This is a genomic window from Enterobacter sp. BNK-22, assembly GCF_048684805.1.
Classification (GTDB): Bacteria; Pseudomonadota; Gammaproteobacteria; order Enterobacterales; family Enterobacteriaceae; genus Enterobacter; species Enterobacter quasiroggenkampii.
Genome location: NZ_JBLQTT010000001.1, coordinates 2,287,803 through 2,309,328, shown reverse-complemented (window position 1 = coordinate 2,309,328; position 21,526 = coordinate 2,287,803). Strand labels below are relative to the sequence as shown.

The window sequence follows — 21,526 nt, the reverse complement described above, 5'->3', positions numbered from 1 at the left end:
ACCCCGGCCCTCTCCCACAGGGAGAGGGAGAAAAAATCAAGCGAGGCGCGGATACGCATCCGCAATGGCGTTACCGGTAAACTGGGCCACCCAGCCTTCCGGATTATCGAAAATACGAATCGCCGTAAAGTTCGGCTCTGAGCCCATATCAAACCAGTGCGGCGTGCCTGCGGGCACGGAGATCAGGTCGTTTTTCTCGCACAGCACCTGATACACCTCATCGCCAATGTGCAGGCAGAACAAGCCCGCGCCTTCCACGAAAAAGCGTACTTCGTCCTCGCCGTGGGTGTGTTCGTTCAGGAACTTCGCGCGCAGCGCGTCTTTTTGCGGATTGTCGGCGCGCAGGCTGATCACGTCCCAGCTCTGGTAACCCTTCTCTGCGACCAGTTTGTCGATCGCATGTTGATACGCCGCGATCACGGCTTCAGGCGCGGGATCGTGTCCTAAATCGCGATCCGCCGCCCAGCGTTCAAACTGCACGCCTTTCGCGTTGAGCTGTTGGGCAATCTCGGCGGCGTCAGTGCTGTGCCACTGGTGTTGACTGGCGTCTTTGTCGGAATAAATGGTCAATGCGCTCATGAAGGGATCTGCTCCGGGTTAATCTCGTCAAACTGGTGGACCTGATGGTGGTGGCTTGCGCCGTCATCATCACCGCGAATCAGCTGCAGGGTACGAAAACCTGCCTGTTCAGCCGCGTCCAGCTCCTGATGAATATCGGAGAGGAAGAGGATCTGCGACGGGGCTATGCCCGTTTGCGCCGCAATGTTCTGATAAGACTGCACCTCGCGCTTGGCGCCGATGTGGGTGTCGAAATAGCCGCTGAACAGATGAGTAATATCACCTTCGTCGCTGTAGCCAAATAACAGTTTCTGCGCAGCGACGGAGCCAGAGGAATAAACATAGAGATCAATCCCTTGCGCTTTCCATTTTTCCAGCGCGGGCAGCACGTCCGGGTAGAGATGGCCGGTAAAGTCGCCGTTGACGTAGCCGTCGTGCCAGATGATCCCCTGCAGCGCTTTGAGCGCGGTCGATTTGCGGTCTTCATCCATAAAGGCAAACAGAGCGTCGATAAGTTCGCTGACGCTGGCGTGTGGGTTAGCGATTTCATCACGCAGGTTGTCCAGAATGGATTTCACCGGCTCGGCGTACTGCTGAGCGGTCACGAAGGCCGCCAGCCGCTCACGCGCATAGGGGAACAAAACATCATGGACAAAACGAATATCGCTGGTGGTTCCTTCAATATCCGTCACAATCGCGCGAATCATACTCTCTCCAGTTGTCGTAAACGCATTTCACATTCAAACAGGAACTCCAGTCCTTCCAGATGACGGCGGGCTTCGGCCACATCGCGTCCCCAGCAGGTTAAGCCATGGCCACGCAGAAGAAAACCATAATTAAGCGGACGTTCCTGCGCGTAATGGGCGATTCGCGAGGCGAGGGCGTCAATATCCTGGTCGTTATCGAAAACCGGGATAGCCACCGTGTCCAGATGCGTGGTCTGTCCGGTGAGGGATTTTTGCATCTCAAAGCCGCTGATGTTGAGCTCGGCCTCTTTGACCAGACGGGACAGCACCGTGGCGTTAACCGTGTGAACGTGCAGGACGGCGTTGGCCTCAGGGAACAGACGATAAATCAGCGTGTGCAGCCCGGTCTCCGCCGACGGTTTACGACCGGACGGCGCGCGGTTGGTGGCGATCTCCACCTGCAGAAAGTCATCGGTTGTGAGGCTACCTTTGTCTTTGCCGGATTCGCTAAGCCAGCAGAGATGTTCGTCCTGACGCACCGACATGTTACCGCCGGTAGCGGGCGCCCAGCCTTTGGCACCGATCCAGCGGCAGGCGTCGACCAGATGCGTGAGTTGCAGGTTGTCTGTCATTTTCCTTTTACCCTCTCGGACAGGAATATTCATATTGTTTAGACGTCTAAGCGTCTTGATTGCCAAAGACTAACATCGTGTTATAGTGGCAGCAACATAAGTATTACAAGCAGGCACAACACAATGAGCATTAACGCCTTGATTCCGCAAAGTAAGCTTCCCAATCTCGGTACCACCATCTTTACGCAGATGAGCGCTCTGGCGCAGCAGCACAACGCCATTAACCTTTCGCAGGGGTTCCCGGATTTCGACGGCCCGGCTTATCTGCAGGCGCGTTTAGCGTATCACGTGGCGCAGGGGGCGAATCAGTATGCGCCAATGACGGGCGTACAGGCGCTGCGGGAAGCCATTGCCGACAAAACGGCTGAGCTGTATGGCCATAAGCCCGATGCGAACAGCGACATCACGGTGACGGCAGGGGCGACCGAAGCGCTGTACGCGGCCATCACCGCGCTGGTGCGCGCGGGCGATGAAGTGATCTGCTTTGACCCGAGCTACGACAGCTATGCGCCTGCGGTTGAACTTTCCGGCGGCGTGGTGAAACGCGTGGCGTTACAGCCACCGCATTTCCGCCCTGACTGGCAGGCATTTGCTGCGCTGCTGAGTGATAAAACCCGTCTGGTGATCCTGAATACCCCGCATAACCCGTCCGCGACGGTGTGGCAGAAAACGGACTTCGCCGCGCTGTGGCAGGCCATTGCTGAACGTGAAATTTACGTGCTGAGCGATGAAGTTTACGAGCACATCTGCTTTGCAGAAGAGGGACACGCCAGCGTGCTGGCCCATCCGCAGCTTCGCGAGCGCGCTATCGCCGTCTCGTCGTTCGGTAAGACCTACCATATGACCGGCTGGAAAGTGGGCTACTGCGTCGCACCGGCCGCCATTAGCGCTGAGCTGCGCAAGGTGCATCAGTACCTGACCTTTGCCGTGAACACGCCGGCTCAGCTGGCGCTGGCGGATATGCTGCGCGCGGAGCCCGAGCATTATCGCGCGCTGCCGCGTTTCTACCGTGAACGTCGGGATCTGTTCGTGACGGCGCTGAGTAAAAGCCGCCTGGAAATTTTGCCGTCTGAAGGAACCTATTTCCTGCTCGCGGACTACAGCGCGGTTTCCGATCTGGATGACGTCAGCTTTTGCCAGTGGTTGACAAAAGAGGTGGGGGTGGCCGCCATTCCGCTGTCGGTATTCTGCGCCGATCCCTTCCCACACAAGCTGATCCGCCTTTGCTTTGCCAAGCAGGAATCGACGCTGCTGGCGGCGGCAGAGCGTTTGAATACGCTCTGATTATTTCACCGTCCAGGCTTCGGAATAGCGACGGTCTGCAAACAGCGCCAGCAGACCGTTGATTTGCTTGAGGCGCAGCACCTCGTCGCTGTCCATTCCGAGCTCTTTGCCAATTCGCTCATCATTCCAGCCGAGCTGTGCCAGTTCGCGCACGATCTCTGACATGGCGTTAATCTGGTGCCGACCCCGCGCCCGGTTGTGACGGATCGTGGCGGCCATACGGTCATGCTTTTCCTGTCGGTCCTGGCGCAGGCAGGTGACGGGGAGATATCCCTTGAGCTGACGCTTTAACGCCGCCCGATTTTTGCCGATTTCATGGCGATGGAAACCATCCACAATTTCGTAATGTTGCGGTTCACTTTCCGTTACGACAAGAGGTTGGGTGAAGCCATCGAGTTCCAGCGACCTGGTGAGCAGCCGTTTTTCTGGAGGGGCAACGTTATTGGGGTTGTAGTCGTTAGCGATAATCGCGTCCTGTTTGATCCAGAGCACGCAGTCTATCGGTTGCTCACGAAAAGGACTGTGTCGATGGATCGCTTCACGAAAGGCATTGATGGCGTTAATCCGATCCTCTTCGGAAAGTGACTGCAGGTACGTTTCGATCTCGGTAATTATTCTTTGTCGCATAAAATGCCCCACTCCTTGCGTTTCGCCTTCACTCTGTCGCTGTAGCGCTGATAATGTTTGGGTTTATTTGGGCTGAACGACAGCGCCCTGCACCAGTAGTCATTATTAAGTAAAACCTTACAAATACGGCGCCATGAGGGGATGTCTTTGGCACCGATATCGCCCTCCTGCGTCTCGGGAATATCCGGCATGCCTCTCTTCTGATACCAGTGCAGATAGATCGCGATTTTATTGCGGTAATGCTCAGCCGTGTTTTGCGGCATGCTGTCCAGCAGGAGCATGGCGTAGTCGCGCCAGCCGAGGTGCCCGGGTTTGAGGATTTTGCGGTGGCCGTAAAAATGGTTGTCCTGCCCGGCGTAGATGCCGCCGCTGCGCACGCCGCTGACGCGCTCGCACATCACGGCCCAACGCTCGGGCTCGAGAACGTGATAGAGCCAGAGCCCCTGGCGCTGTTCCGGGCCGAAGGGTTCGCAGATGCGCATATAGCGCGGCGGGACGCCCGCCTGAAACATGAGGTTGTAGAGCGGGTTATAGCTGCACCCGGATTTTGCAAACCATGTCCAGATGTCTGCGGTTTTCCAGTCGTAGAGAGGGTAGACGTACCACGCGTGCCCCCCGGGGGCGGTGGTTGTCCAGGGCTTATCGTCCGCGAAGCGCTGCTTGCGGTTGTTGGCGATGGTCAAAAACCGATTGTAGGATTCATCGGCGCGGATGCCTACCAGCATGGCTGCCGGCCGGTGCAGGGCAAACCAGTCGGAAAACGAGCGGACAAACGCTTCAAAGGTCATTCCCGCCTGGTAAAAATCAAAATAATCGGCAGCGGTGATGGCATCTTCCGGCGGCTGGCGCACCCAGCGCACGTCCGGCGCCCAGCACTGCCATTCCGGCTGATACTGTGAGAGCGAATTCTGCGTGGTCAGCGGAAGCGCCACCCAGTAAAAGTGCTCGATGACGTCCCGGTAGCATTCGCGTAGCGCATTAACGTGCTCAATGGTGCAGGAGAACTGAGCCTCCCAGTCAATAAACAGCACGCTGATTTTTCGCTTTTGCGCCCGGGCCATTTGCGCGGTGAGATGCAGCATGACGGTGGAGTCTTTGCCGCCGGAAAAGGAGACGCAGATGCGGGAAAAAGTGGCGAACGTCCAGTCGATGCGCGCCTGTGCGGCCTCCAGCACGTTAAGCTGCAGGGGATGTTTATACAGTGACATGTGCAATCTCTTCCTGAGGATGACTGTCGGGGGCTTTTATTTACGCTAATTAATCATGAATAGTAAAGATATTAAAGCGAAACCGGAATAATGCGATTTATCCATGCCTGGATTGTTGCCCAAATGTAATTAAAAAGTATTCGGGCAATATCGGAAATTATTCCGCTTCGATTTTTTCAATGAATTGCGAAAACACGCTGCTGTTTAACGCTGAACGATTATATAGCATAAAAATATCTAATTTCGGAACCGTGAAAGGCAAGGCGACGCGCTTCAGGTTGAGAATGTCTTTATATCGCTCAAACATTGCGGTTGGAACAAAACCGACTAAATCACTCATGCCAATAATATTCATAATCGAAATCAGCGAGTCGCTGCGGAAGCAGAAATTCCGTTCCGGAAGGAGTACGTTCGACTGCTGCTGGAAGTCCTTTATGCCGTTCTCCTGGCTGCGCATCAGCGTGAATTTTTCCTGGCAGAGCTCCTCAAGCGTTGCGCTATCGCCAAGGCGGGGGTGCTCTTTGCAGCAGACCAGCTGTGCCGAAAACTGGATAAAGCGGGTACAGACGATAGAGCGGCTGTTAACCGGTGCAAAACTAAACACCAGATCGGCCTTGCGGTAGGCGAGCAGATCCTCGGCCGACTCAGGCGATAAGACCACATCATTATGTTCTATCTCGTAATTTCCGTCCGCAAGCAGAGACCTTAGCAGGTCGCCCAATCGCCCCTGGACCAGAATCTGCGGGCAGTAGATGACAAAGCTCTTTTTGATCTGCGCGTTATTCAGGATATTGATGGTCTGCTCAATATGGTTAAGGTTTTCTTCCAGATGATGATGCAGGTTGATCCCCACGGTCGTCGGGGTGATGCCTTTACCCGAACGAATAAAAAGCGGGTCATTCAGCTGCGTACGCAGGCGTTGCAGTGACTGGCTCACCGCAGAGGGCGTGATATAGAGTGTTTCCGCTGCCTTGCTAATGCTGAGGTGCTGATAAATGCACTCAAAAATGACTAACAGATTGAGATCGAATTTTTTAAGGTCATAAAGATTTGCCATGGATCATCCTGAGTGTGTTGTTGTCATCTCATAACTGATAACTATAGTTCGAAGTTAATCATTTACAATCCTTGTGATTAACCTGCTTATTATATTTTGAATTCAAGCTTAATATATCACGAGGCTGGATTATTGAAATAGAACTTCAGCCGTTATTAAGATATTTTTATCTTTAAAACGTGCGGCGTTGTTCTCAAATAAGCACTCCCGGTTATACATTTACTGTGACGCATTATTGCCACTTTAGCGCCGGCTACCAGTCTGACCACTTATTGCAATCCATTCTCATTATTAATTCTCTCGTTATGTCGGGCAGACGCGGGCGTTATTCGGTAAAACCTATCGCAGCCATAGGGCGGAATGCCGGCGTGACGGATTGCCCAAACTGAAAACCGGTGCTGTAATCAAACCGCTGTTACGGCCTGATATAAGGTATGTAGAGCGCAACGCAACGCCAGCCCCGGCTGGCACTGAAAGTTCCTGTGGAAAGTTCAGGTATCAGGGCCGCCCACCAGGGCGGCCTTTTTACGTTCAGGCTTTCCGTTAATTCAGTTCACAACGTTGTCTTGTTGGTGTTGTAAGGTTTGGCTGATTGATTTGATAAAGCATACGCATTAGCCCCGATGGATAAAGTTGGTTACCTTACATCTCAACGAAAACACGGAGGAAGTACAGATGTCTTTGATTAACACTAAAATTAAACCTTTCAAAAACCAGGCGTTCAAAAACGGTGAGTTCATCGAAGTAACCGAGAAAGATACCGAAGGTCGCTGGAGCGTCTTCTTCTTCTATCCGGCTGACTTCACCTTCGTTTGCCCGACCGAACTGGGCGACGTGGCTGACCATTACGACGAACTGCAGAAGCTGGGCGTAGACGTTTACTCTGTGTCTACCGATACCCACTTCACCCACAAAGCGTGGCACAGCAGCTCTGAAACCATCGCCAAAATCAAATACGCGATGATCGGTGACCCGACTGGCGCCCTGACCCGTAACTTCGACAACATGCGTGAAGATGAAGGCCTGGCAGACCGCGCGACCTTCGTCGTTGACCCGCAGGGCATTATCCAGGCTATCGAAGTTACCGCTGAAGGTATCGGCCGTGATGCGTCTGACCTGCTGCGTAAAGTGAAAGCAGCGCAGTATGTCGCTTCTCACCCAGGCGAAGTGTGCCCGGCTAAATGGAAAGAAGGCGAAGCAACGCTGGCTCCATCCCTGGACCTGGTCGGCAAGATCTAAGTCTGTAAAGCCTGGCGGCGCTACGCTTGCACAGGCCTACAGTATCGTAGGCCGGGTAAACGAAGTGCCACCCGGCAATCAATGGGCGCATCCGCGCCCATGTTATTCCAGCACCATGATGCAAGTTGCATTCAGGCCGCCCGCATAAGGCAGCTTGCATGATGACGTCTTAAGAGAGGGAAGAACAATGCTCGACACAAATATGAAAACCCAGCTCAAGGCCTACCTTGAGAAACTGACTAAACCCGTTGAGCTGATTGCCACGCTGGACGACAGCGCGAAATCGGCAGAGATCAAAGAACTGCTGGCTGAGATCGCCGAACTGTCGCCAAAAGTGACCTTCAAAGAAGATAACTCGCTTAACGTCCGTAAGCCTTCTTTCCTGATTACTAACCCAGGCTCTGAGCTGGGGCCGCGTTTTGCCGGCTCACCGCTGGGGCATGAATTTACCTCGCTGGTGCTGGCACTGCTGTGGACCGGCGGTCATCCGTCGAAAGAGGCGCAGGCGCTGCTGGAGCAGATCCGCGATATCGACGGTGATTTTGAGTTTGAAACCTATTACTCGCTCTCCTGTCACAACTGTCCGGACGTGGTGCAGGCGCTGAACCTGATGTCGGTCCTCAACCCGCGCATCAAGCACACGGCAATTGACGGCGGTACCTTCCAGAATGAAATCACCGATCGCAACGTGATGGGCGTTCCGGCGGTGTATCTGAACGGTCAGGAATTCGGTCAGGGTCGTATGACGCTGACGGAAATCGTCGCCAAAGTGGATACCGGTGCCGAAAAACGTGCCGCAGAAGCGCTGAACAAACGTGATGCCTATGACGTGCTGATTGTCGGTTCCGGTCCGGCGGGCGCGGCGGCGGCAGTGTACTCCGCGCGTAAAGGGATCCGCACGGGCCTGATGGGCGAGCGCTTCGGTGGCCAGGTACTGGATACCGTGGACATTGAAAACTATATCTCCGTGCCGAAAACCGAAGGCCAGAAGCTGGCCGGCGCGCTGAAGGCGCACGTCAGCGATTACGACGTAGACGTGATCGACAGCCAGAGCGCCAGCAAGCTGGTGCCTGCTGCGGTTGAGGGGGGGTTACACCAGATTGAAACCGCCTCCGGCGCGGTGCTGAAAGCACGCAGCATCATCATTGCCACTGGTGCGAAATGGCGCAACATGAACGTCCCGGGTGAAGATCAGTATCGCACCAAAGGCGTGACCTACTGCCCGCACTGCGACGGCCCGCTGTTCAAAGGCAAGCGCGTGGCGGTGATCGGCGGCGGAAACTCCGGCGTGGAAGCGGCTATCGACCTGGCGGGGATTGTTGAACACGTAACCCTGCTGGAGTTCGCGCCAGAAATGAAAGCCGACCAGGTGCTGCAGGACAAAGTTCGCAGCCTGAAAAACGTCGACATCATACTGAACGCGCAGACCACGGAAGTGAAGGGTGACGGCAGCAAGGTGACCGGTCTGGAATACCGCGACCGCGTGAGTGGCGACGTGCACAGCGTGCAGCTTTCAGGGATCTTCGTACAGATTGGTCTGCTGCCAAACACCACCTGGCTGGAAGGCGCGATTGAGCGCAACCGCATGGGCGAAATCATCATTGATGCGAAGTGTGAAACCAGCGTGAAGGGCGTGTTTGCGGCGGGCGACTGCACCACCGTGCCGTACAAACAGATCATTATCGCCACAGGTGAAGGGGCGAAGGCGTCTCTGAGCGCGTTTGACTACCTGATCCGCACCAAAACCGCATAAGAAAAGAAAGTAAGGCTACACCTGCAATAGCGAGAGGCCACCGAAAGGTGGCCTCTTTTTTATCTGACGACCATCACCGGTATATGCGTGTGGCGGATCACGCTGGAGGCGTTAGATCCCAGCAGATGCGTAGTAATGGAAGGGTTGCGCGAACCGATGACCACCACGTCTGCTTTCAGCTCGTTCGCCAGTTCATTTACCGCATCACGTACGCTGCCGAATCTGACGTGCGTTTTGATCCGTGAAGGGTCGATGCTGAAGTGGCTGACCATGGTTTGCAGGCGCGTTTCCGCCTCGTGCTGCAGATGCTCTTCAAAGCGGCGCACATCGGCAGCAAAGCGGTGCAGGCTCAGGCTGGCGGAGCCCGGGAGCACGTGCAACAGATGGATGACCCCGTCCTGCTGCGCCAGGAACTCCGCGTGGCGTACGGCCTTGTCGCTCAACTCCATTTCAAAAACATCAACCGGCATAATGATTCTCTGATACATACCCGTTTCTCCTTGTTTATAAACGCTGTACTCATTCAACCACAAAATAACCATGGTTTCTGTAAGCGCCCCGTCAGTTTTCTTATCTTGCCAGGATAAATCTCAAAAGAACCGTATTCACGGGCAGACCTTCAGGGGTAGCTACCCTTATACACTTACCTGGAACCTTTCGGAGGTCGCATGAAAGCACTTACGTATCACGGTCCACACCATGTTCGCGTCGAGAATGTCCCCGACCCCATCATCGAACAGCCCGACGATATCATTCTGCGCGTGACGGCCACGGCTATCTGCGGCTCCGATTTGCATCTCTACCGCGGAAAGATCCCGAAGGTGCAGCACGGCGATATTTTTGGCCATGAGTTCATGGGGGAAATCGTCGAGTGCGGTGCAGAGGTAAAGAATTTGCAAAAAGGCGATCGCGTGGTGATCCCCTTTGTCATCGCCTGCGGAGACTGTTTCTTCTGTCGTCTGCAGCAATACGCGGCCTGTGAGAATACCAACGCCGGGCAGGGTGCTGCACTGAACAAAAAGCAAATCCCCGCGCCGGCCGCGCTGTTTGGCTATAGCCACCTCTACGGCGGTGTGCCGGGGGGACAGGCGGAATACGTTCGCGTGCCAAAGGGGAACGTCGGGCCGTTTAAAGTCCCGCAGCTTCTTTCTGATGATAAAGCACTGTTCCTGTCCGACATTTTACCCACGGCCTGGCAGGCGGCAAAAAATGCACAGATTGAAAAAGGCTCAAGCGTAGCCGTTTTCGGTGCCGGGCCGGTGGGGCTACTGACCATTGCCTGCGCGCGACTGCTGGGGGCTGAGCAGATCTTTGTCATCGATCACCATCCTTACCGGTTGCGATTTGCCGAGGCACGATACGGCGCAATTCCCATCAACTTCGATGATGACAACGACGCCGCGGAAAAAATCATCGAGCAGACCGCGGGCCAGCGCGGCGTTGACGCTGTGATTGATGCGGTCGGGTTTGAAGCGAAAGGCAGCACCACGGAAACGATCCTCAGCAATCTTAAAATTGAAGGCAGCAGCGGCAAAGCGTTGCGTCAGTGCATTGCTGCCGTGCGGCGCGGCGGGGTGGTCAGCGTACCCGGCGTATACGCAGGGTTTATCCATGGCTTCCTGTTTGGCGATGCCTTTGATAAGGGGCTGACGTTTAAGATGGGCCAGACGCACGTCCATGCCTGGCTGGGGGAACTTTTACCGCTGATCGAAAAAGGGCTGCTTACACCGGAAGAGATCGTGACCCACTATCTCCCCCTTGCGGATGCGGAGCGCGCCTATAAGATTTTCGAAAAACGGGAGGAGGAGTGCCGGAAGGTGATTCTGGTCCCGGGGGCAGACACGCCCGAAGCCGCAGAGCAGACCGTTAAGGGCCTGGTGAACGCCTTCCCGGGTGGGGTGGCCTGAGAATGTTCGCTTACCAGTGGCGTTCAAGATAGAGCACGGCCGTGACGATAATCGCCACAAAAATCAGAAAGATAAGTGTGATAACGCCTATCTCACTCATGACCGTCCCCGCGGCACCAAAACAGATTAAGCGTGGATTAAGGCCATTTTGCGCGGTATAGGAAAATCGGGTGAATTTGCGGAAAGAGGATGCGGCTGCATCCTCTGTGCAAAGCGGGTAGGCGCTTATTCAGAAGAGATTAACGCAGGTAATCGCCCGCGGCTTCTGGCTGGTAGAGCAGCTCCAGCACTTCCAGATGGGTCGAGGCACCGCCCGGCAATTCCCAGTGGATCGTATCCCCCGTACGCAGCCCCAGCAGTGCGGCACCCACAGGGGCCAGAACAGAAAGCTGTGCGCTGCTGTCGGTCATCTGAGCGGGGTAAACCAGCGTACGGGTCAACTCTTCACCGGTGGTCAGGTTGCGGAATTTCACCTGGCTGTTCATGGTGACCACGTTATGCGGCATCGTCTCAGGCGTGCACATCTGTGCCCGGTCGAGCTCCTCATTCAGGGCGTCGGCCACGGGGAGCGAGGCGAACTCCGCTTTTTCCAGCAGCCTGTCGATACGTTCTGCGTCGAGCTCATTGATGATAATGGTAGGTCTGGACATTTTTTACTCCATGTCGTTAATGCTGCGTCTTACGCAGAAACTGATCCAAAAGAAAACCCTCGCCGTCTGGCAGCGAGGGTTTAACTCTCCCGATGATACTGGCTGAGCGCGAAAGTTTGAAGTGATGAAAGTCACATTCATGGGCCATATGAATTTTGCTGAAATTTATTCAGTCTTCATTCCTGGCGGAATACGTTACGCTGAGTGTCCTGAATCCGGGCGTTGCCCGCCAACGAGAGAGAATTATGTACTTCTATCAACCGTCTCAGGGACACGGCTTGCCGCATGACCCGCTGAACGCCATTATTGGTCCGCGTCCGATAGGCTGGATCTCCTCATGCGATAAGGCCGGTCAGCTGAATCTCGCACCGTACAGCTTCTTTAACTGCTTTAACTATCGCCCACCGATCATCGGCTTTTCCAGCAACGGCTGGAAGGACAGCGTGCGTAATATTACTGAGACAAAAGAGTTTGTCTGGAATCTGGCAACGCGCGATCTTGCCCAGGCGATGAATCAAACCTCCGCGATGCTTCCCCACGACCGGGATGAATTTAGCTTTGCCGGGCTCACGCCAGCGGCCAGCCAGCTGGTGAACGCGCCTCGCGTTGCAGAAAGCCCGGTGAATTTTGAGTGTCGCCTGTCACAGTGCATTCAGCTGACGGGGGCTGACGGTACGCCGGTAGACACGTGGCTGGTGCTGGGGGAAGTGGTCGGTATCCATATTGCCGAAACGCTGCTGGAAGAAGGGATATACCAGACGGCGAAAGCGCAGCCCATCCTGCGTGCGGGTGGGCCGACGGCGTACTATGGCATCAGCGATGAAAACCGGTTTGATATGGTGCGCCCAACGGTGGATCAGTAGCCGGCTTTATCAATCACAAATTGTTTACCGCAGTTACCCGGATGTGGCTGCGGGGCAAATGAGGTCGCAGAAAGCGGGTTGTTAATGGTGTCTGCCTTCAGCGAAATCTGCATCTCAGTCAGATAAGCCGGGTTGCCGCTGCAGGTCAGCTTGAACGCTTTGACGTTCTCGTTGCCCCAGCTCCTGGCCACGGCACTGTCAAAATCGCTGCGAGTGACGGTTTTTCCGTAGTGACCGGCAAAGAATTTACCGACCGCACTGTTTTTAATTTCCTGATTCATCCGCACCATCGTGCCGAAATAGGCATCGGGATCGAAACCAAAGCAGACGCCGTGTTTAGCGTATTCGTAACGCTCCAGGCAGGAGTTGCCGCCCGCGCCCGGCATCACGTCGTTGAGCTTTGCGGCAGCGGAAAGCGACAGCCCGGTTTCAGCGGCTTCGCATTTGCGGCTGGCCTTCACTTCCGGCATGTTCGGAATGGGGCGCGTGGCGCAACCAAAACGCATCCAGCGACGCTCATCTACCCCGCGTGCGGCAATGGATTTCGGCAGGCCGGGCCATAACCCGTGAACGGTCAGAAAATCGGCTTTATTTTCGCGCTCTTTTTGCAGGCGACATTCGTCAGGTTCATTGCGGTTGCGCTCGACCATGCTCTGGCAAAACCCGGTTTGCCAGGACAGAGCCAGCACATAGCGATCAAAATCGCCATACTGGGTTGCCTTGAGCGGTTCTGCCTGTGTGGAGAAGACACAGAGTGCAAGCGCGATTGCGCCGGACGGGATAACAATATCCTTCCTGAACATATGATTTCCTGATCGAATGAGCGTGATTAATTTCTGGGGGTTATTAAAGCACAAAAAGCGCCCGCAGGCGCTTTCTGGATATCCCTAATTTAGGTTAGGCTGCACCGGGAACCAGCACCTCCGTGGCGATAATTACGATAATCAGCCCAACCAGAACGGGTACAGAGGTGCGTTTTACCACTTCGAATGGGGAGATTTTTGCCATCCCGGCAACGGCAACCACCACGCCTGATACCGGGGAGATGGTACGGCCCAGGTTTGACGCCTGCAGCATGGGAATGGAGAGATAGGCCGGGTTAATACCGGAGGAGTGAGCCAGTTTCGGGATCATCTCAACGAAAGCGTAGAAAGGCGCATTACCGGAGCCGGTGGTCATCGCCGCCAGCATGGTGAGTACCACCAGGACCAGCATCAGGATAATACTGGCCGATCCGAACGAGGTGGCGATAGAGATCAGGCTCTGGATAAAGCCGATGGTGCTCAAACCCTGGGCAAAAACGCCCGCTGCCACCAGCAGCATCACCACGCCAGCGAAGGCATCCGCCATGCCGCGATAGGCAACTTCCAGACCCGAGAACACCTTTTGCGTGTTAAAACCACGCACAAATTCCAGCACGGCTGCCAGCAGCATGCAGATCACCAGAATGGTGATAATGTGCAGTTGCGGGCCCCATTTGCCGTCAAAAATCAGCACCCCAATAATCGGCGTGAAGGGCAGAATGGCATAAAACGCGGGAGCGGTGGTGGTGATTTCACTCACGTCCATCATTTCATGGCTGATGTTTTCTTTCTTATCGAGATAGCGCTGCCAGAAGAAATGCGCGATACCCATGCCGACAATGGCAACAATGGAGATCGGCAGCGTGGTTTTAAAGGCGAAGTCGATGAGCGACATCTCCGCTGCCTTTGCCGCCAGCACGACGTCGCCGGAGGTCGGGGAGAGAATAATCGCAGCCGGAGACGCGCAAATGGCTGCTGCCGCGCCGCGGCTGATACCAACGTTCACCATGACCGGGAACAGCGTGGCCATCAGCAGTACGCCAAGTCCGGTAGCCGACGAAACGGCCAGTGACATCAGGCAGGCGAGGAAATAGGCGGCGACCATCAGCAGATACGGCGAGTTGATGTATTGCAGGGGTTTGGAGGCAAGCTTAACGACCATGTCGTTGGCGCCGATGTGGGTCATGTAGGCCGCAAAACCGCACAGCATCATGATCATCATGCCCAGGTCACCGCCGCGGCTCATGAGCAATATTTTAATATATTCCACAATATCGGTGGCGGTGTAGCCGGTGCTGGTTGCGCTGGCAGGCAACACCTGATGCCCCATCAGTGCGCTGATAATCAGCAGCGTTAAACCGCCAACAAATAATACGCCCGTGGCCGAGTAGCCTTTAATGATGTAGCGTGCGACACCGACAATGACGACGACTCCAATAAGGAGCTCGAATAACGTAAGCATGATTTCCCCTGTATCTCTGCTGCTATGGAGCACAAAAAATCAATAAAAAAAGAAGGATGAAAATGTGCCGAATAAATGGCCTGTTCTTGCTGATTAAAATCAATAAACAGACGACTAGAGAGCAGAACAACCGTGTTTTTGCCATGGCTCATACATTTATGCCATGCGGGTCTTGACCGTCAGAAATAGCGCAATATGTCCTTACAATGATAACAGATTGTTAATATTTTGTATAATGCGGCATGTTACTGATAAAGAAGGTGAAACAGGCTAAAGGCCCACCCTGTATGTGCTTATTCGACCTTACTGTCCGGTTTTATTAAGAATATTCCCGGAAAAAGGCCGAATAATTAGGAATAACGCTGATGCCGTTAAGCTTTGATTCAACTATTTTATGGTAAACTTTGCCTCGAATACTAAGAATGGTAATTGCATTGTGATCGTACGTAATACATTTTTCTCAATTTTATTGTTTATTTTTGGGCAGTTAACGTTTTCTTCTGTTGCACAGGCAGAGGACAACGCGACGGATAAAGGATGGTTCTCAACCTTTACGGATAATGTCTCCCAGACCTGGACGTCGCCGGAACATTATGATCTCTATGTTCCGGCAATAACGTGGCATGCGCGTTTTGCATATGACAAAGAGAAGACCGATAAATACAACGAGCGTCCGTGGGGCGCGGGTTTTGGTCAGTCGCGCTGGGATGAAAAGGGAAACTGGCATGGCATCTATCTGATGGCCTTTAAAGACTCCTTTAATAAATGGGAGCCGATTGGAGGCTACGGCTGGGAGAAAACCTGGCGCCCGCTAGCCGACGAGAACTTCCATGTTGGGTTGGGCTATACCGCGGGGGTCACCGCGCGTGACAACTGGAACTACATTCCGATCCCGGTGCTGCTGCCTTTGGCTTCTATCGGCTACGGTCCCGCAACGTTCCAGATGACCTACATTCCGGGCACGTATAACAACGGTAACGTTTACTTCGCCTGGATGCGTTTTCAGTTTTAACTGAAAAAACGTCATAGTCTGGTGAAAAAACGTGCAGGCGTTGATTCATAAACGATAAAAATCGGCCAGTGAAAATTAACGCGACTTTAGTCACTTTTTATCAAAGATCCGCTGGACAAAAGGTCTCACAATTGATGTACTGGTAACCGACACAGCATTTGTGTCGTTTTTTAATGTAAAGGTAATTTTGATGTCTAAGATTAAAGGTAACGTTAAGTGGTTTAATGAGTCCAAAGGATTCGGTTTCATTACTCCTGAAGATGGCAGCAAAGACGTGTTCGTACACTTCTCTGCAATCCAGTCTAATGGTTTCAAAACTCTGGCTGAAGGTCAGCGTGTAGAGTTCGAAATCACTAACGGTGCCAAAGGCCCTTCTGCTGCTAACGTAATCGCTCTGTAATTCAGACGCGTCAGCAAGAATTTCAAAACCCGCTCACTGAGCGGGTTTTTTTCGTTTTGAATCAGCCAAGCAGATACATATTCAGGAAGCTTGCAACGATCAGCACGCTCAACAACACCATGCCTGCGCTCATCAGACTCTGTTTCATTCTGTCACCCTCGTTCAGTACTGCACTCAGAGTGACAGAGAAAAATTAAGCCAACATTAACGGTCCGTCTGTTAATGCGTGCTTGCGGAGGAAAAGAGCCAAAATGCGATCCCCGTCATCGCAAACGAGCCGAGCATGTTAATTGCGATATTCGCCAGCGCCCAGCCGATACGGCCTTCCTGAAAGAGAAACACAACTTCCGCAGAGAACGTCGAAAAGGTGGTTAATCCGCCGCAGAATCCGGTGGTAATCAGGACTTTCCACATTGGGTCAATGTGTGTCATTCGATTAAACCAGGCCAGCCCCATGCCAATGATAAAGGCACCAATCAAGTTTGCAGCCAGTGTCCCCATGGGAATCGCCTGATGCAGCGGGTTAAACCGCATACTCAGAAACCATCGCGCAACGCTACCCGTTCCCCCACCAATAAAAACGGCTAAAAGTAGTTGTAACACGCTAAATACCTGCTATTTGATGTGTAAGAGAAGCGAGTTTAACGCCGTTTATGATGAGGGGACAAATATGTATGTTGCGGTAGGGCAATTTGCGGTCACGCCAGACTGGCAGGCGAACGCGATAACATGCGTCAACCTGATGATGCAGGCCCGGCAGAAAGGCGCGTCGCTGCTGGTGCTCCCCGAGGCGCTGCTGGCCAGGGATGATAATGATCCGGATTTATCGGTGAAGTCCGCGCAGCCGCTGGACGGTGAATTTTTACAGCAACTGCTCGCCCAGAGCGTGGGCAATACGATGACGACGATCTTAACGATCCATGTTCCCTCCACGCCGGGCCGTGCAGTCAATACGCTGGTGGCGATTCGCGGCGGAGCCATTGTCGCACGTTACGCCAAGCTCCATCTCTATGATGCGTTCAGCATTCAGGAGTCGCGGCGCGTTGACCCCGGAGACAGTATCCCACCGCTTCTGGAGATTGACGGATTCAAGATCGGGCTGATGACGTGCTATGACCTGCGTTTTCCGGAGCTGGCGCTCCATCTGGCGCTGCAGGGCGCGGACGTACTGGTGCTGCCTGCCGCGTGGGTCAAAGGACCGTTAAAAGAGCACCACTGGGCAACGCTGCTGGCGGCACGCGCGCTGGATACCACCTGCTATGTTGTTGCTGCAGGAGAGTGCGGCACGAAAAACATCGGGCAAAGCAGGGTGGTCGATCCGCTGGGTGTGACGATTGCCGCCGCTGCGGAAGCGCCGGATTTGCTGGTGGCGGAGATAAACATAGACAGAATTGCGCTTGCACGTCAGCAATTACCTGTTCTTCGCAACCGTCGGTTTGCGCCACCGCAATTATTGTGATGTTTTTTTCAACAATGCTTGATTCACCTTGTTACAGATTGCTATTGTGTGCACGCGCTAAATGACCGTTAATACAATCAGGTTTTGGCGCTGAATGCAGCCTGTTTTAAGTAAAGAAGGTATCTATGGGTGAGATTAGTATTACCAAACTGCTGGTGGTTGCCGCACTGGTCGTCCTGCTGTTTGGTACCAAGAAGTTACGCACGCTGGGTGGTGACCTGGGGGCTGCCATCAAAGGCTTTAAGAAAGCGATGAACGACGATGATGCAGCCGCGAAGAAAAGCGCTGAGGATGACGTCCCGGCAGATAAGCTTTCTCACAAAGAGTGACAGCAACGCCTGAGGGCTTGCGAAAAAAAACCGGCTCATGAGGCCGGTTTTTTTGTATTACTGTAAATGAATATTACAGCTTTATTTAACTTCTTCGCCTTTAGCCTGCATATCGGCATGGTATGAGGAGCGAACGAATGGGCCGCAGGCTGCGTGGGTGAAGCCCATCGCCATCGCTTCGGCTTTCATTTCATCAAACTCGTCCGGGCTCACGTAGCGCTGTACCGGCAGGTGGTGACGGCTTGGCTGCAGATACTGGCCCAGGGTCAGCATGGTCACACCGTGGCGGCGAAGATCGCGCATCACCTCGATGATTTCATCGTTAGTTTCACCCAGACCCACCATCAGACCTGACTTAGTCGGAATATGCGGATGCGCTTCTTTGAAGCGTTCCAGCAGTTTCAGAGACCAGTTATAGTCAGCGCCCGGGCGGACCTGACGATAGAGGCGCGGTACGTTTTCCAGGTTGTGGTTAAACACATCCGGTGGCGTCGCGGTCAGGATATCCAGCGCGCGGTCCATACGGCCGCGGAAGTCAGGCACCAGCGTCTCGATTTTGATGTTTGGGCTTTTCTCGCGAATGGCCGTAATACAGTCAGCGAAGTGCTGGGCTCCGCCGTCGCGCAGATCGTCACGGTCAACGGACGTGATAACCACATAGCGCAGCGCCATGTCGGCGATAGTCTGCGCCAGCTTCTGAGGTTCGTTAGCATCAGGTGCGACCGGACGGCCATGAGCAACATCGCAGAACGGGCAGCGGCGGGTACAGATCGCACCCAGAATCATAAACGTCGCGGTACCGTGATTGAAACATTCAGCAAGGTTCGGACAAGAGGCTTCTTCACAAACGGAGTGAAGGCCATTCTTGCGCATCGCCGCTTTGATCCCCTGGATACGCGAAGAGTCGGCCGGAAGTTTGATTTTCATCCATTCCGGTTTTCTTAACAGCGCCTCGCGCTCTGTAGCCACGTTTTTAACCGGGATAAGGGCCATTTTATCGGCATCGCGGTATTTAACACCGCGTTCCATCACAATGGGTTTACTCATAGCGTGCGTGTTCCAGTTGCGAATATCGAAGGAAAGCGTTTCAATTCAAGGGAATGTTGTATTTATCAACTATTTTTGAACGAACGACAGGCAGTATATCATTGAAACGGTCGTTAAAGCAGCCTGCCAGATCGCCAATTTGTAAAATAGTTGTTGTTTTGTGCCTTTTGCCCTGCCTGTCACAGGGCTTATGCTGGCTCAACCTGTCAGAAGGCCTGACGGATAATGCGGATGACGTTTTCCAGGACCGGATCGCGCAAACTCAGCTTGTTGTAATGCAGTGAAATCTCAACTGATTCCGCATTAAGCTGACTGAGGGGAATGCTGTCCAGCGGCCAGCACTTCCGGAGCAGGTTATACAGGCGTGATGGCATCACGCACAGCATATCGCTGCTGCCAATCAGAGAGGCAGTGGTGAACATATTGTAACTGCTGAAGCTGATCTGACGTTCCGGGAAAATTTCATCAATACGCTGACGAAGGGCATGGTTAGACTGCCCTTCGGTCATAAAAGACGAGTGGTCGTAGTTGCGCAGGTTTTCGAGGGTCAGCGGTTCGCTGAGAACCGGATGCTGCTGCCGGCAAACCAGTACCAGGTTGTCCGTATAAAGCACATTTTGCCCCAGCGCTCTGGCGCTGAAGCTGCCGCTTTCAATAATCAGGTCCGTCTGGAACTGGGCAAGCTGAACGTCAGGTTCATGGAGAGGCACATTGCGAAGCAGGAGCTGCGGAGCATGCTCTTTCACGGCCTGGAAGATCGCAGGCATGACCAGCACACCCACAGAAGGGGAACAGCCGATGGTGATGGTTCTCTGCTTATCGTAGCTCCCGGTTAAATCCAGTGCGCCCAGAATCGACTCCAGCCCCTGGCTGATGTACTCATGGAGATGCGTGGCGTAGGCCGTCGGCGTTACCCCCTGGCCCTTACGGATAAATAACGGGTCAGGAAATATAGCGCGTAGCTTTTGGATGGACTGGCTAATTGCTGATGGCGTGAGATTAAGAATTTTCGCAGCGTTAACGATACCCTTATGGACATATACTGCCTCAAAAATAGTCAGTAAATTGAGATCAATATTACGTAAAGTCCGAAAAATTTGCGGCTTGTCTTCGCCACCAGGTTCATTCAGTCGTTTGGCTGGTAAATTATTATACTCCACGCTTTCACTCCGTATACATTCACAATATGAATGATAGTTGAATTTATTTATTATGCTTGTAGAGATTCGTAAAGTGTTGGTTTTGTTTCACTTGTTTATCAAAAGCAAACACTTGTGTGATAATTGCTCACGTTACTTATGCCGTGTTTGCTGTGCTTGCTGGAGGCTAAATAATATGTAGCGGTAATATTCGGGCGCTTCGAAAATATAGAATCTGTGGATTATTGTAAAGTGCAAAAACGGTAAATAAACGGTGGCCCGCCAAATTAGCGAGCCCTGTTGTAGGATATATTAAGCAGGGATATATTCGTGCGGGGGATTGTTAAGTAGTGCTAACACGTTTTTCAAAAGCACAGGGCGAATAGTGTCTGGCGTAGCGGTTTCAACCCACTGGCACACTTGCGTCATTTCCATACCGGCGTAGCCGCAGGGGTTTATGCGCTGGAAAGGGGCAAGATCCATATTAATATTCAATGCCAGGCCGTGGAATGAGCAGCCTTTACGAATACGCAGCCCCAGAGAGCAGATCTTCATTTCCCCAACGTAAACCCCAGGCGCATCGGCACGCGGATGCGCCTGAATACCATATTCCGCCAGCGTGTTGACGACGGTTTGTTCCAGTAGGGTAACCAGCTCACGGACGCCCAGTTTTCTGCGCTTCAGATTGAGCAGGACGTACATCACCTGCTGCCCGGGCCCATGGTACGTGACCTGACCGCCGCGATCGCTCTGGATAACCGGGATATCGCCCGTCATTAATAAATGTTCTGCTTTTCCCGCCTGACCCTGCGTAAAGACCGGCAGGTGTTCGACCAGCCAGATCTCATCGGGGGTTGTATCATCGCGTGAATCGGTGAAGTCATGCATAGCCTGGGAGACAGGCTCGTAAGGTTGCAGCCCGAGGTGACGGACCAGAATTTTATCCTGATACAAAACTGCGTCTCCGAAGACGAGGGACAAAAGGTATGCGGGAGTATATCACAGCGGGGAGAGGGGTTACCCGGCAAACCGGGTAACCGCAAAGGGACTACAGCACCATACGAACGATTTCGATATTGCCGAGCTCTTCGTACAGCGTCTCAACCTGCTCAATGTGTGTCGCAGTGATGGTAATAGAAACCGAGTGGTAGTTGCCCTTGCTGCTTGGTTTTACTGACGGAGAGTAGTCACCCGGCGCATGGCGCTGTACCACTTCAACCACCTGATCAACCAGCTCAGGTTTCGCCAGACCCATTACTTTGTAGGTAAATGGGGTAGGGAATTCAAGCAGTTCGTTAAGTTTGGTTTTCATGTCAGCTCCGGCGTAACGTCAAAAAATAATAACTCCCACGTCAGGTGGGAGTTATCAGGATACTTAGTATATGGGGATCAAAATCACACTTTCAAGTGT

The 21,526-nt window shown here is 53.4% G+C and carries 25 protein-coding genes; 9 read left to right on the top strand and 16 right to left on the bottom strand.

Annotated features, from left to right (window positions below; translation table 11 throughout):
* Positions 1-36 precede the first annotated feature (36 nt).
* Genes ACMGGE_RS10960 through ACMGGE_RS10950 form a run of 3 tightly spaced genes read right to left on the bottom strand, consistent with a single transcriptional unit; the run spans position 37 to position 1,876 of the window.
* The gene (locus ACMGGE_RS10960; protein ID WP_420293742.1) at positions 37-579 is read right to left on the bottom strand and encodes a 1,2-dihydroxy-3-keto-5-methylthiopentene dioxygenase; all 543 of its coding nucleotides are present in this window, start codon (positions 577-579) and stop codon (positions 37-39) included.
* A complete protein-coding gene (mtnC, locus tag ACMGGE_RS10955; protein ID WP_008501009.1) occupies positions 576-1,265 on the bottom strand; it encodes an acireductone synthase in 690 nt (229 codons plus the stop codon). Before mtnC ends, ACMGGE_RS10960 begins: the two co-directional genes overlap by 4 nt.
* Complete coding sequence (locus ACMGGE_RS10950; protein ID WP_023618408.1) at positions 1,262-1,876, bottom strand: methylthioribulose 1-phosphate dehydratase; 615 nt, start codon at positions 1,874-1,876, stop codon at positions 1,262-1,264. Before ACMGGE_RS10950 ends, mtnC begins: the two co-directional genes overlap by 4 nt.
* Positions 1,877-1,999: 123 nt before the next feature.
* Here ACMGGE_RS10950 and ACMGGE_RS10945 point away from each other — a divergent pair, with 123 nt between their 5' ends.
* Positions 2,000-3,160: a pyridoxal phosphate-dependent aminotransferase gene (locus tag ACMGGE_RS10945; RefSeq protein ID WP_420293741.1), complete on the top strand. Its 1,161-nt coding sequence runs from the start codon at positions 2,000-2,002 to the stop codon at positions 3,158-3,160.
* On the opposite strand, the gene ACMGGE_RS10940 is transcribed toward ACMGGE_RS10945, so the two are convergent.
* The 3 genes from ACMGGE_RS10940 to citR all read right to left on the bottom strand — a co-directional run bounded on the left by ACMGGE_RS10940 (position 3,161) and on the right by citR (position 6,052).
* Positions 3,161-3,787 carry an IbrB-like domain-containing protein gene (locus ACMGGE_RS10940; protein WP_045909603.1) on the bottom strand — a complete coding sequence of 209 codons (627 nt, stop codon included), beginning with the start codon at positions 3,785-3,787 and terminating at the stop codon, positions 3,161-3,163.
* Positions 3,772-4,995, bottom strand: coding sequence for a phosphoadenosine phosphosulfate reductase (locus ACMGGE_RS10935; RefSeq protein WP_262802243.1), 1,224 nt, complete (start codon positions 4,993-4,995; stop codon positions 3,772-3,774). Before ACMGGE_RS10935 ends, ACMGGE_RS10940 begins: the two co-directional genes overlap by 16 nt.
* Positions 4,996-5,152: 157 nt before the next feature.
* Positions 5,153-6,052 (bottom strand): DNA-binding transcriptional repressor CitR, encoded by a 900-nt coding sequence (citR, locus tag ACMGGE_RS10930; protein ID WP_045909601.1) that lies wholly within the window; start codon positions 6,050-6,052, stop codon positions 5,153-5,155.
* Between the two features lie 675 nt (positions 6,053-6,727).
* Here citR and ahpC point away from each other — a divergent pair.
* Both ahpC and ahpF read left to right on the top strand, forming a co-directional pair.
* Positions 6,728-7,291 (top strand): alkyl hydroperoxide reductase subunit C, encoded by a 564-nt coding sequence (ahpC, locus tag ACMGGE_RS10925; protein WP_008501015.1) that lies wholly within the window; start codon positions 6,728-6,730, stop codon positions 7,289-7,291.
* A 187-nt stretch (positions 7,292-7,478) separates the two neighbouring features.
* Positions 7,479-9,044: an alkyl hydroperoxide reductase subunit F gene (gene ahpF / locus ACMGGE_RS10920; protein WP_045909600.1), complete on the top strand. Its 1,566-nt coding sequence runs from the start codon at positions 7,479-7,481 to the stop codon at positions 9,042-9,044.
* A 59-nt stretch (positions 9,045-9,103) separates the two neighbouring features.
* Here the strand turns inward: ahpF and uspG are convergent, their stop codons facing one another.
* Positions 9,104-9,532, bottom strand: a complete 429-nt coding sequence (gene uspG, locus ACMGGE_RS10915) for a universal stress protein UspG (protein WP_023310731.1) — start codon at positions 9,530-9,532, stop codon at positions 9,104-9,106.
* Positions 9,533-9,712: 180 nt separating this feature from the next.
* Here uspG and ACMGGE_RS10910 point away from each other — a divergent pair, with 180 nt between their 5' ends.
* Positions 9,713-10,951, top strand: coding sequence for a zinc-dependent alcohol dehydrogenase (locus ACMGGE_RS10910; RefSeq protein WP_045909599.1), 1,239 nt, complete (start codon positions 9,713-9,715; stop codon positions 10,949-10,951).
* A 10-nt stretch (positions 10,952-10,961) separates the two neighbouring features.
* Here ACMGGE_RS10910 and yldA read toward each other — a convergent pair whose 3' ends face one another.
* A complete protein-coding gene (yldA, locus tag ACMGGE_RS10905) occupies positions 10,962-11,051 on the bottom strand; it encodes a small membrane protein YldA (RefSeq protein ID WP_008501020.1) in 90 nt (29 codons plus the stop codon).
* 139 nt (positions 11,052-11,190) lie between these two features.
* Positions 11,191-11,601 (bottom strand): nucleoside diphosphate kinase regulator, encoded by a 411-nt coding sequence (rnk, locus tag ACMGGE_RS10900; RefSeq protein ID WP_045261020.1) that lies wholly within the window; start codon positions 11,599-11,601, stop codon positions 11,191-11,193.
* 245 nt (positions 11,602-11,846) lie between these two features.
* Here rnk and ACMGGE_RS10895 point away from each other — a divergent pair, with 245 nt between their 5' ends.
* Entirely contained in the window at positions 11,847-12,464 is a 618-nt protein-coding gene (locus ACMGGE_RS10895) for a flavin reductase family protein (RefSeq protein WP_048226075.1), read from the top strand.
* Here the strand turns inward: ACMGGE_RS10895 and rna are convergent.
* Positions 12,458-13,267 (bottom strand): ribonuclease I, encoded by an 810-nt coding sequence (gene rna / locus ACMGGE_RS10890; protein WP_420293740.1) that lies wholly within the window; start codon positions 13,265-13,267, stop codon positions 12,458-12,460. The genes ACMGGE_RS10895 and rna overlap by 7 nt on opposite strands.
* A 94-nt stretch (positions 13,268-13,361) precedes the next feature.
* The gene (dcuC, locus tag ACMGGE_RS10885) at positions 13,362-14,729 is read right to left on the bottom strand and encodes an anaerobic C4-dicarboxylate transporter DcuC (protein WP_048026951.1); all 1,368 of its coding nucleotides are present in this window, start codon (positions 14,727-14,729) and stop codon (positions 13,362-13,364) included.
* Between the two features lie 394 nt (positions 14,730-15,123).
* Here dcuC and pagP point away from each other — a divergent pair, with 394 nt between their 5' ends.
* Both pagP and cspE read left to right on the top strand, forming a co-directional pair.
* Positions 15,124-15,741, top strand: a complete 618-nt coding sequence (pagP, locus tag ACMGGE_RS10880; protein ID WP_080474221.1) for a lipid IV(A) palmitoyltransferase PagP — start codon at positions 15,124-15,126, stop codon at positions 15,739-15,741.
* A gap of 190 nt (positions 15,742-15,931) precedes the next feature.
* Positions 15,932-16,141 (top strand): transcription antiterminator/RNA stability regulator CspE, encoded by a 210-nt coding sequence (gene cspE, locus ACMGGE_RS10875; protein ID WP_002439184.1) that lies wholly within the window; start codon positions 15,932-15,934, stop codon positions 16,139-16,141.
* A 219-nt stretch (positions 16,142-16,360) separates the two neighbouring features.
* Here cspE and crcB read toward each other — a convergent pair whose 3' ends face one another.
* The gene (gene crcB / locus ACMGGE_RS10870; protein ID WP_024907010.1) at positions 16,361-16,744 is read right to left on the bottom strand and encodes a fluoride efflux transporter CrcB; all 384 of its coding nucleotides are present in this window, start codon (positions 16,742-16,744) and stop codon (positions 16,361-16,363) included.
* Positions 16,745-16,811: 67 nt separating this feature from the next.
* On the opposite strand from crcB, the gene ACMGGE_RS10865 reads away from it, so the two are divergent.
* Both ACMGGE_RS10865 and tatE read left to right on the top strand, forming a co-directional pair.
* The gene (locus ACMGGE_RS10865; protein ID WP_196345982.1) at positions 16,812-17,600 is read left to right on the top strand and encodes a deaminated glutathione amidase; all 789 of its coding nucleotides are present in this window, start codon (positions 16,812-16,814) and stop codon (positions 17,598-17,600) included.
* A 125-nt stretch (positions 17,601-17,725) separates the two neighbouring features.
* The gene (tatE, locus tag ACMGGE_RS10860; RefSeq protein ID WP_023310742.1) at positions 17,726-17,929 is read left to right on the top strand and encodes a twin-arginine translocase subunit TatE; all 204 of its coding nucleotides are present in this window, start codon (positions 17,726-17,728) and stop codon (positions 17,927-17,929) included.
* Positions 17,930-18,010: 81 nt separating this feature from the next.
* Here the strand turns inward: tatE and lipA are convergent, their stop codons facing one another.
* From lipA to ybeD, 4 genes are all read right to left on the bottom strand, one after another.
* Entirely contained in the window at positions 18,011-18,976 is a 966-nt protein-coding gene (gene lipA / locus ACMGGE_RS10855; protein WP_013097595.1) for a lipoyl synthase, read from the bottom strand.
* 206 nt (positions 18,977-19,182) lie between these two features.
* Positions 19,183-20,136, bottom strand: a complete 954-nt coding sequence (locus tag ACMGGE_RS10850; RefSeq protein ID WP_045909593.1) for a YbeF family transcriptional regulator — start codon at positions 20,134-20,136, stop codon at positions 19,183-19,185.
* A gap of 291 nt (positions 20,137-20,427) precedes the next feature.
* Entirely contained in the window at positions 20,428-21,069 is a 642-nt protein-coding gene (gene lipB / locus ACMGGE_RS10845; protein WP_420293739.1) for a lipoyl(octanoyl) transferase LipB, read from the bottom strand.
* Positions 21,070-21,163: 94 nt separating this feature from the next.
* A complete protein-coding gene (gene ybeD, locus ACMGGE_RS10840; protein ID WP_003858718.1) occupies positions 21,164-21,427 on the bottom strand; it encodes a DUF493 family protein YbeD in 264 nt (87 codons plus the stop codon).
* Positions 21,428-21,526: the final 99 nt, after the last annotated feature.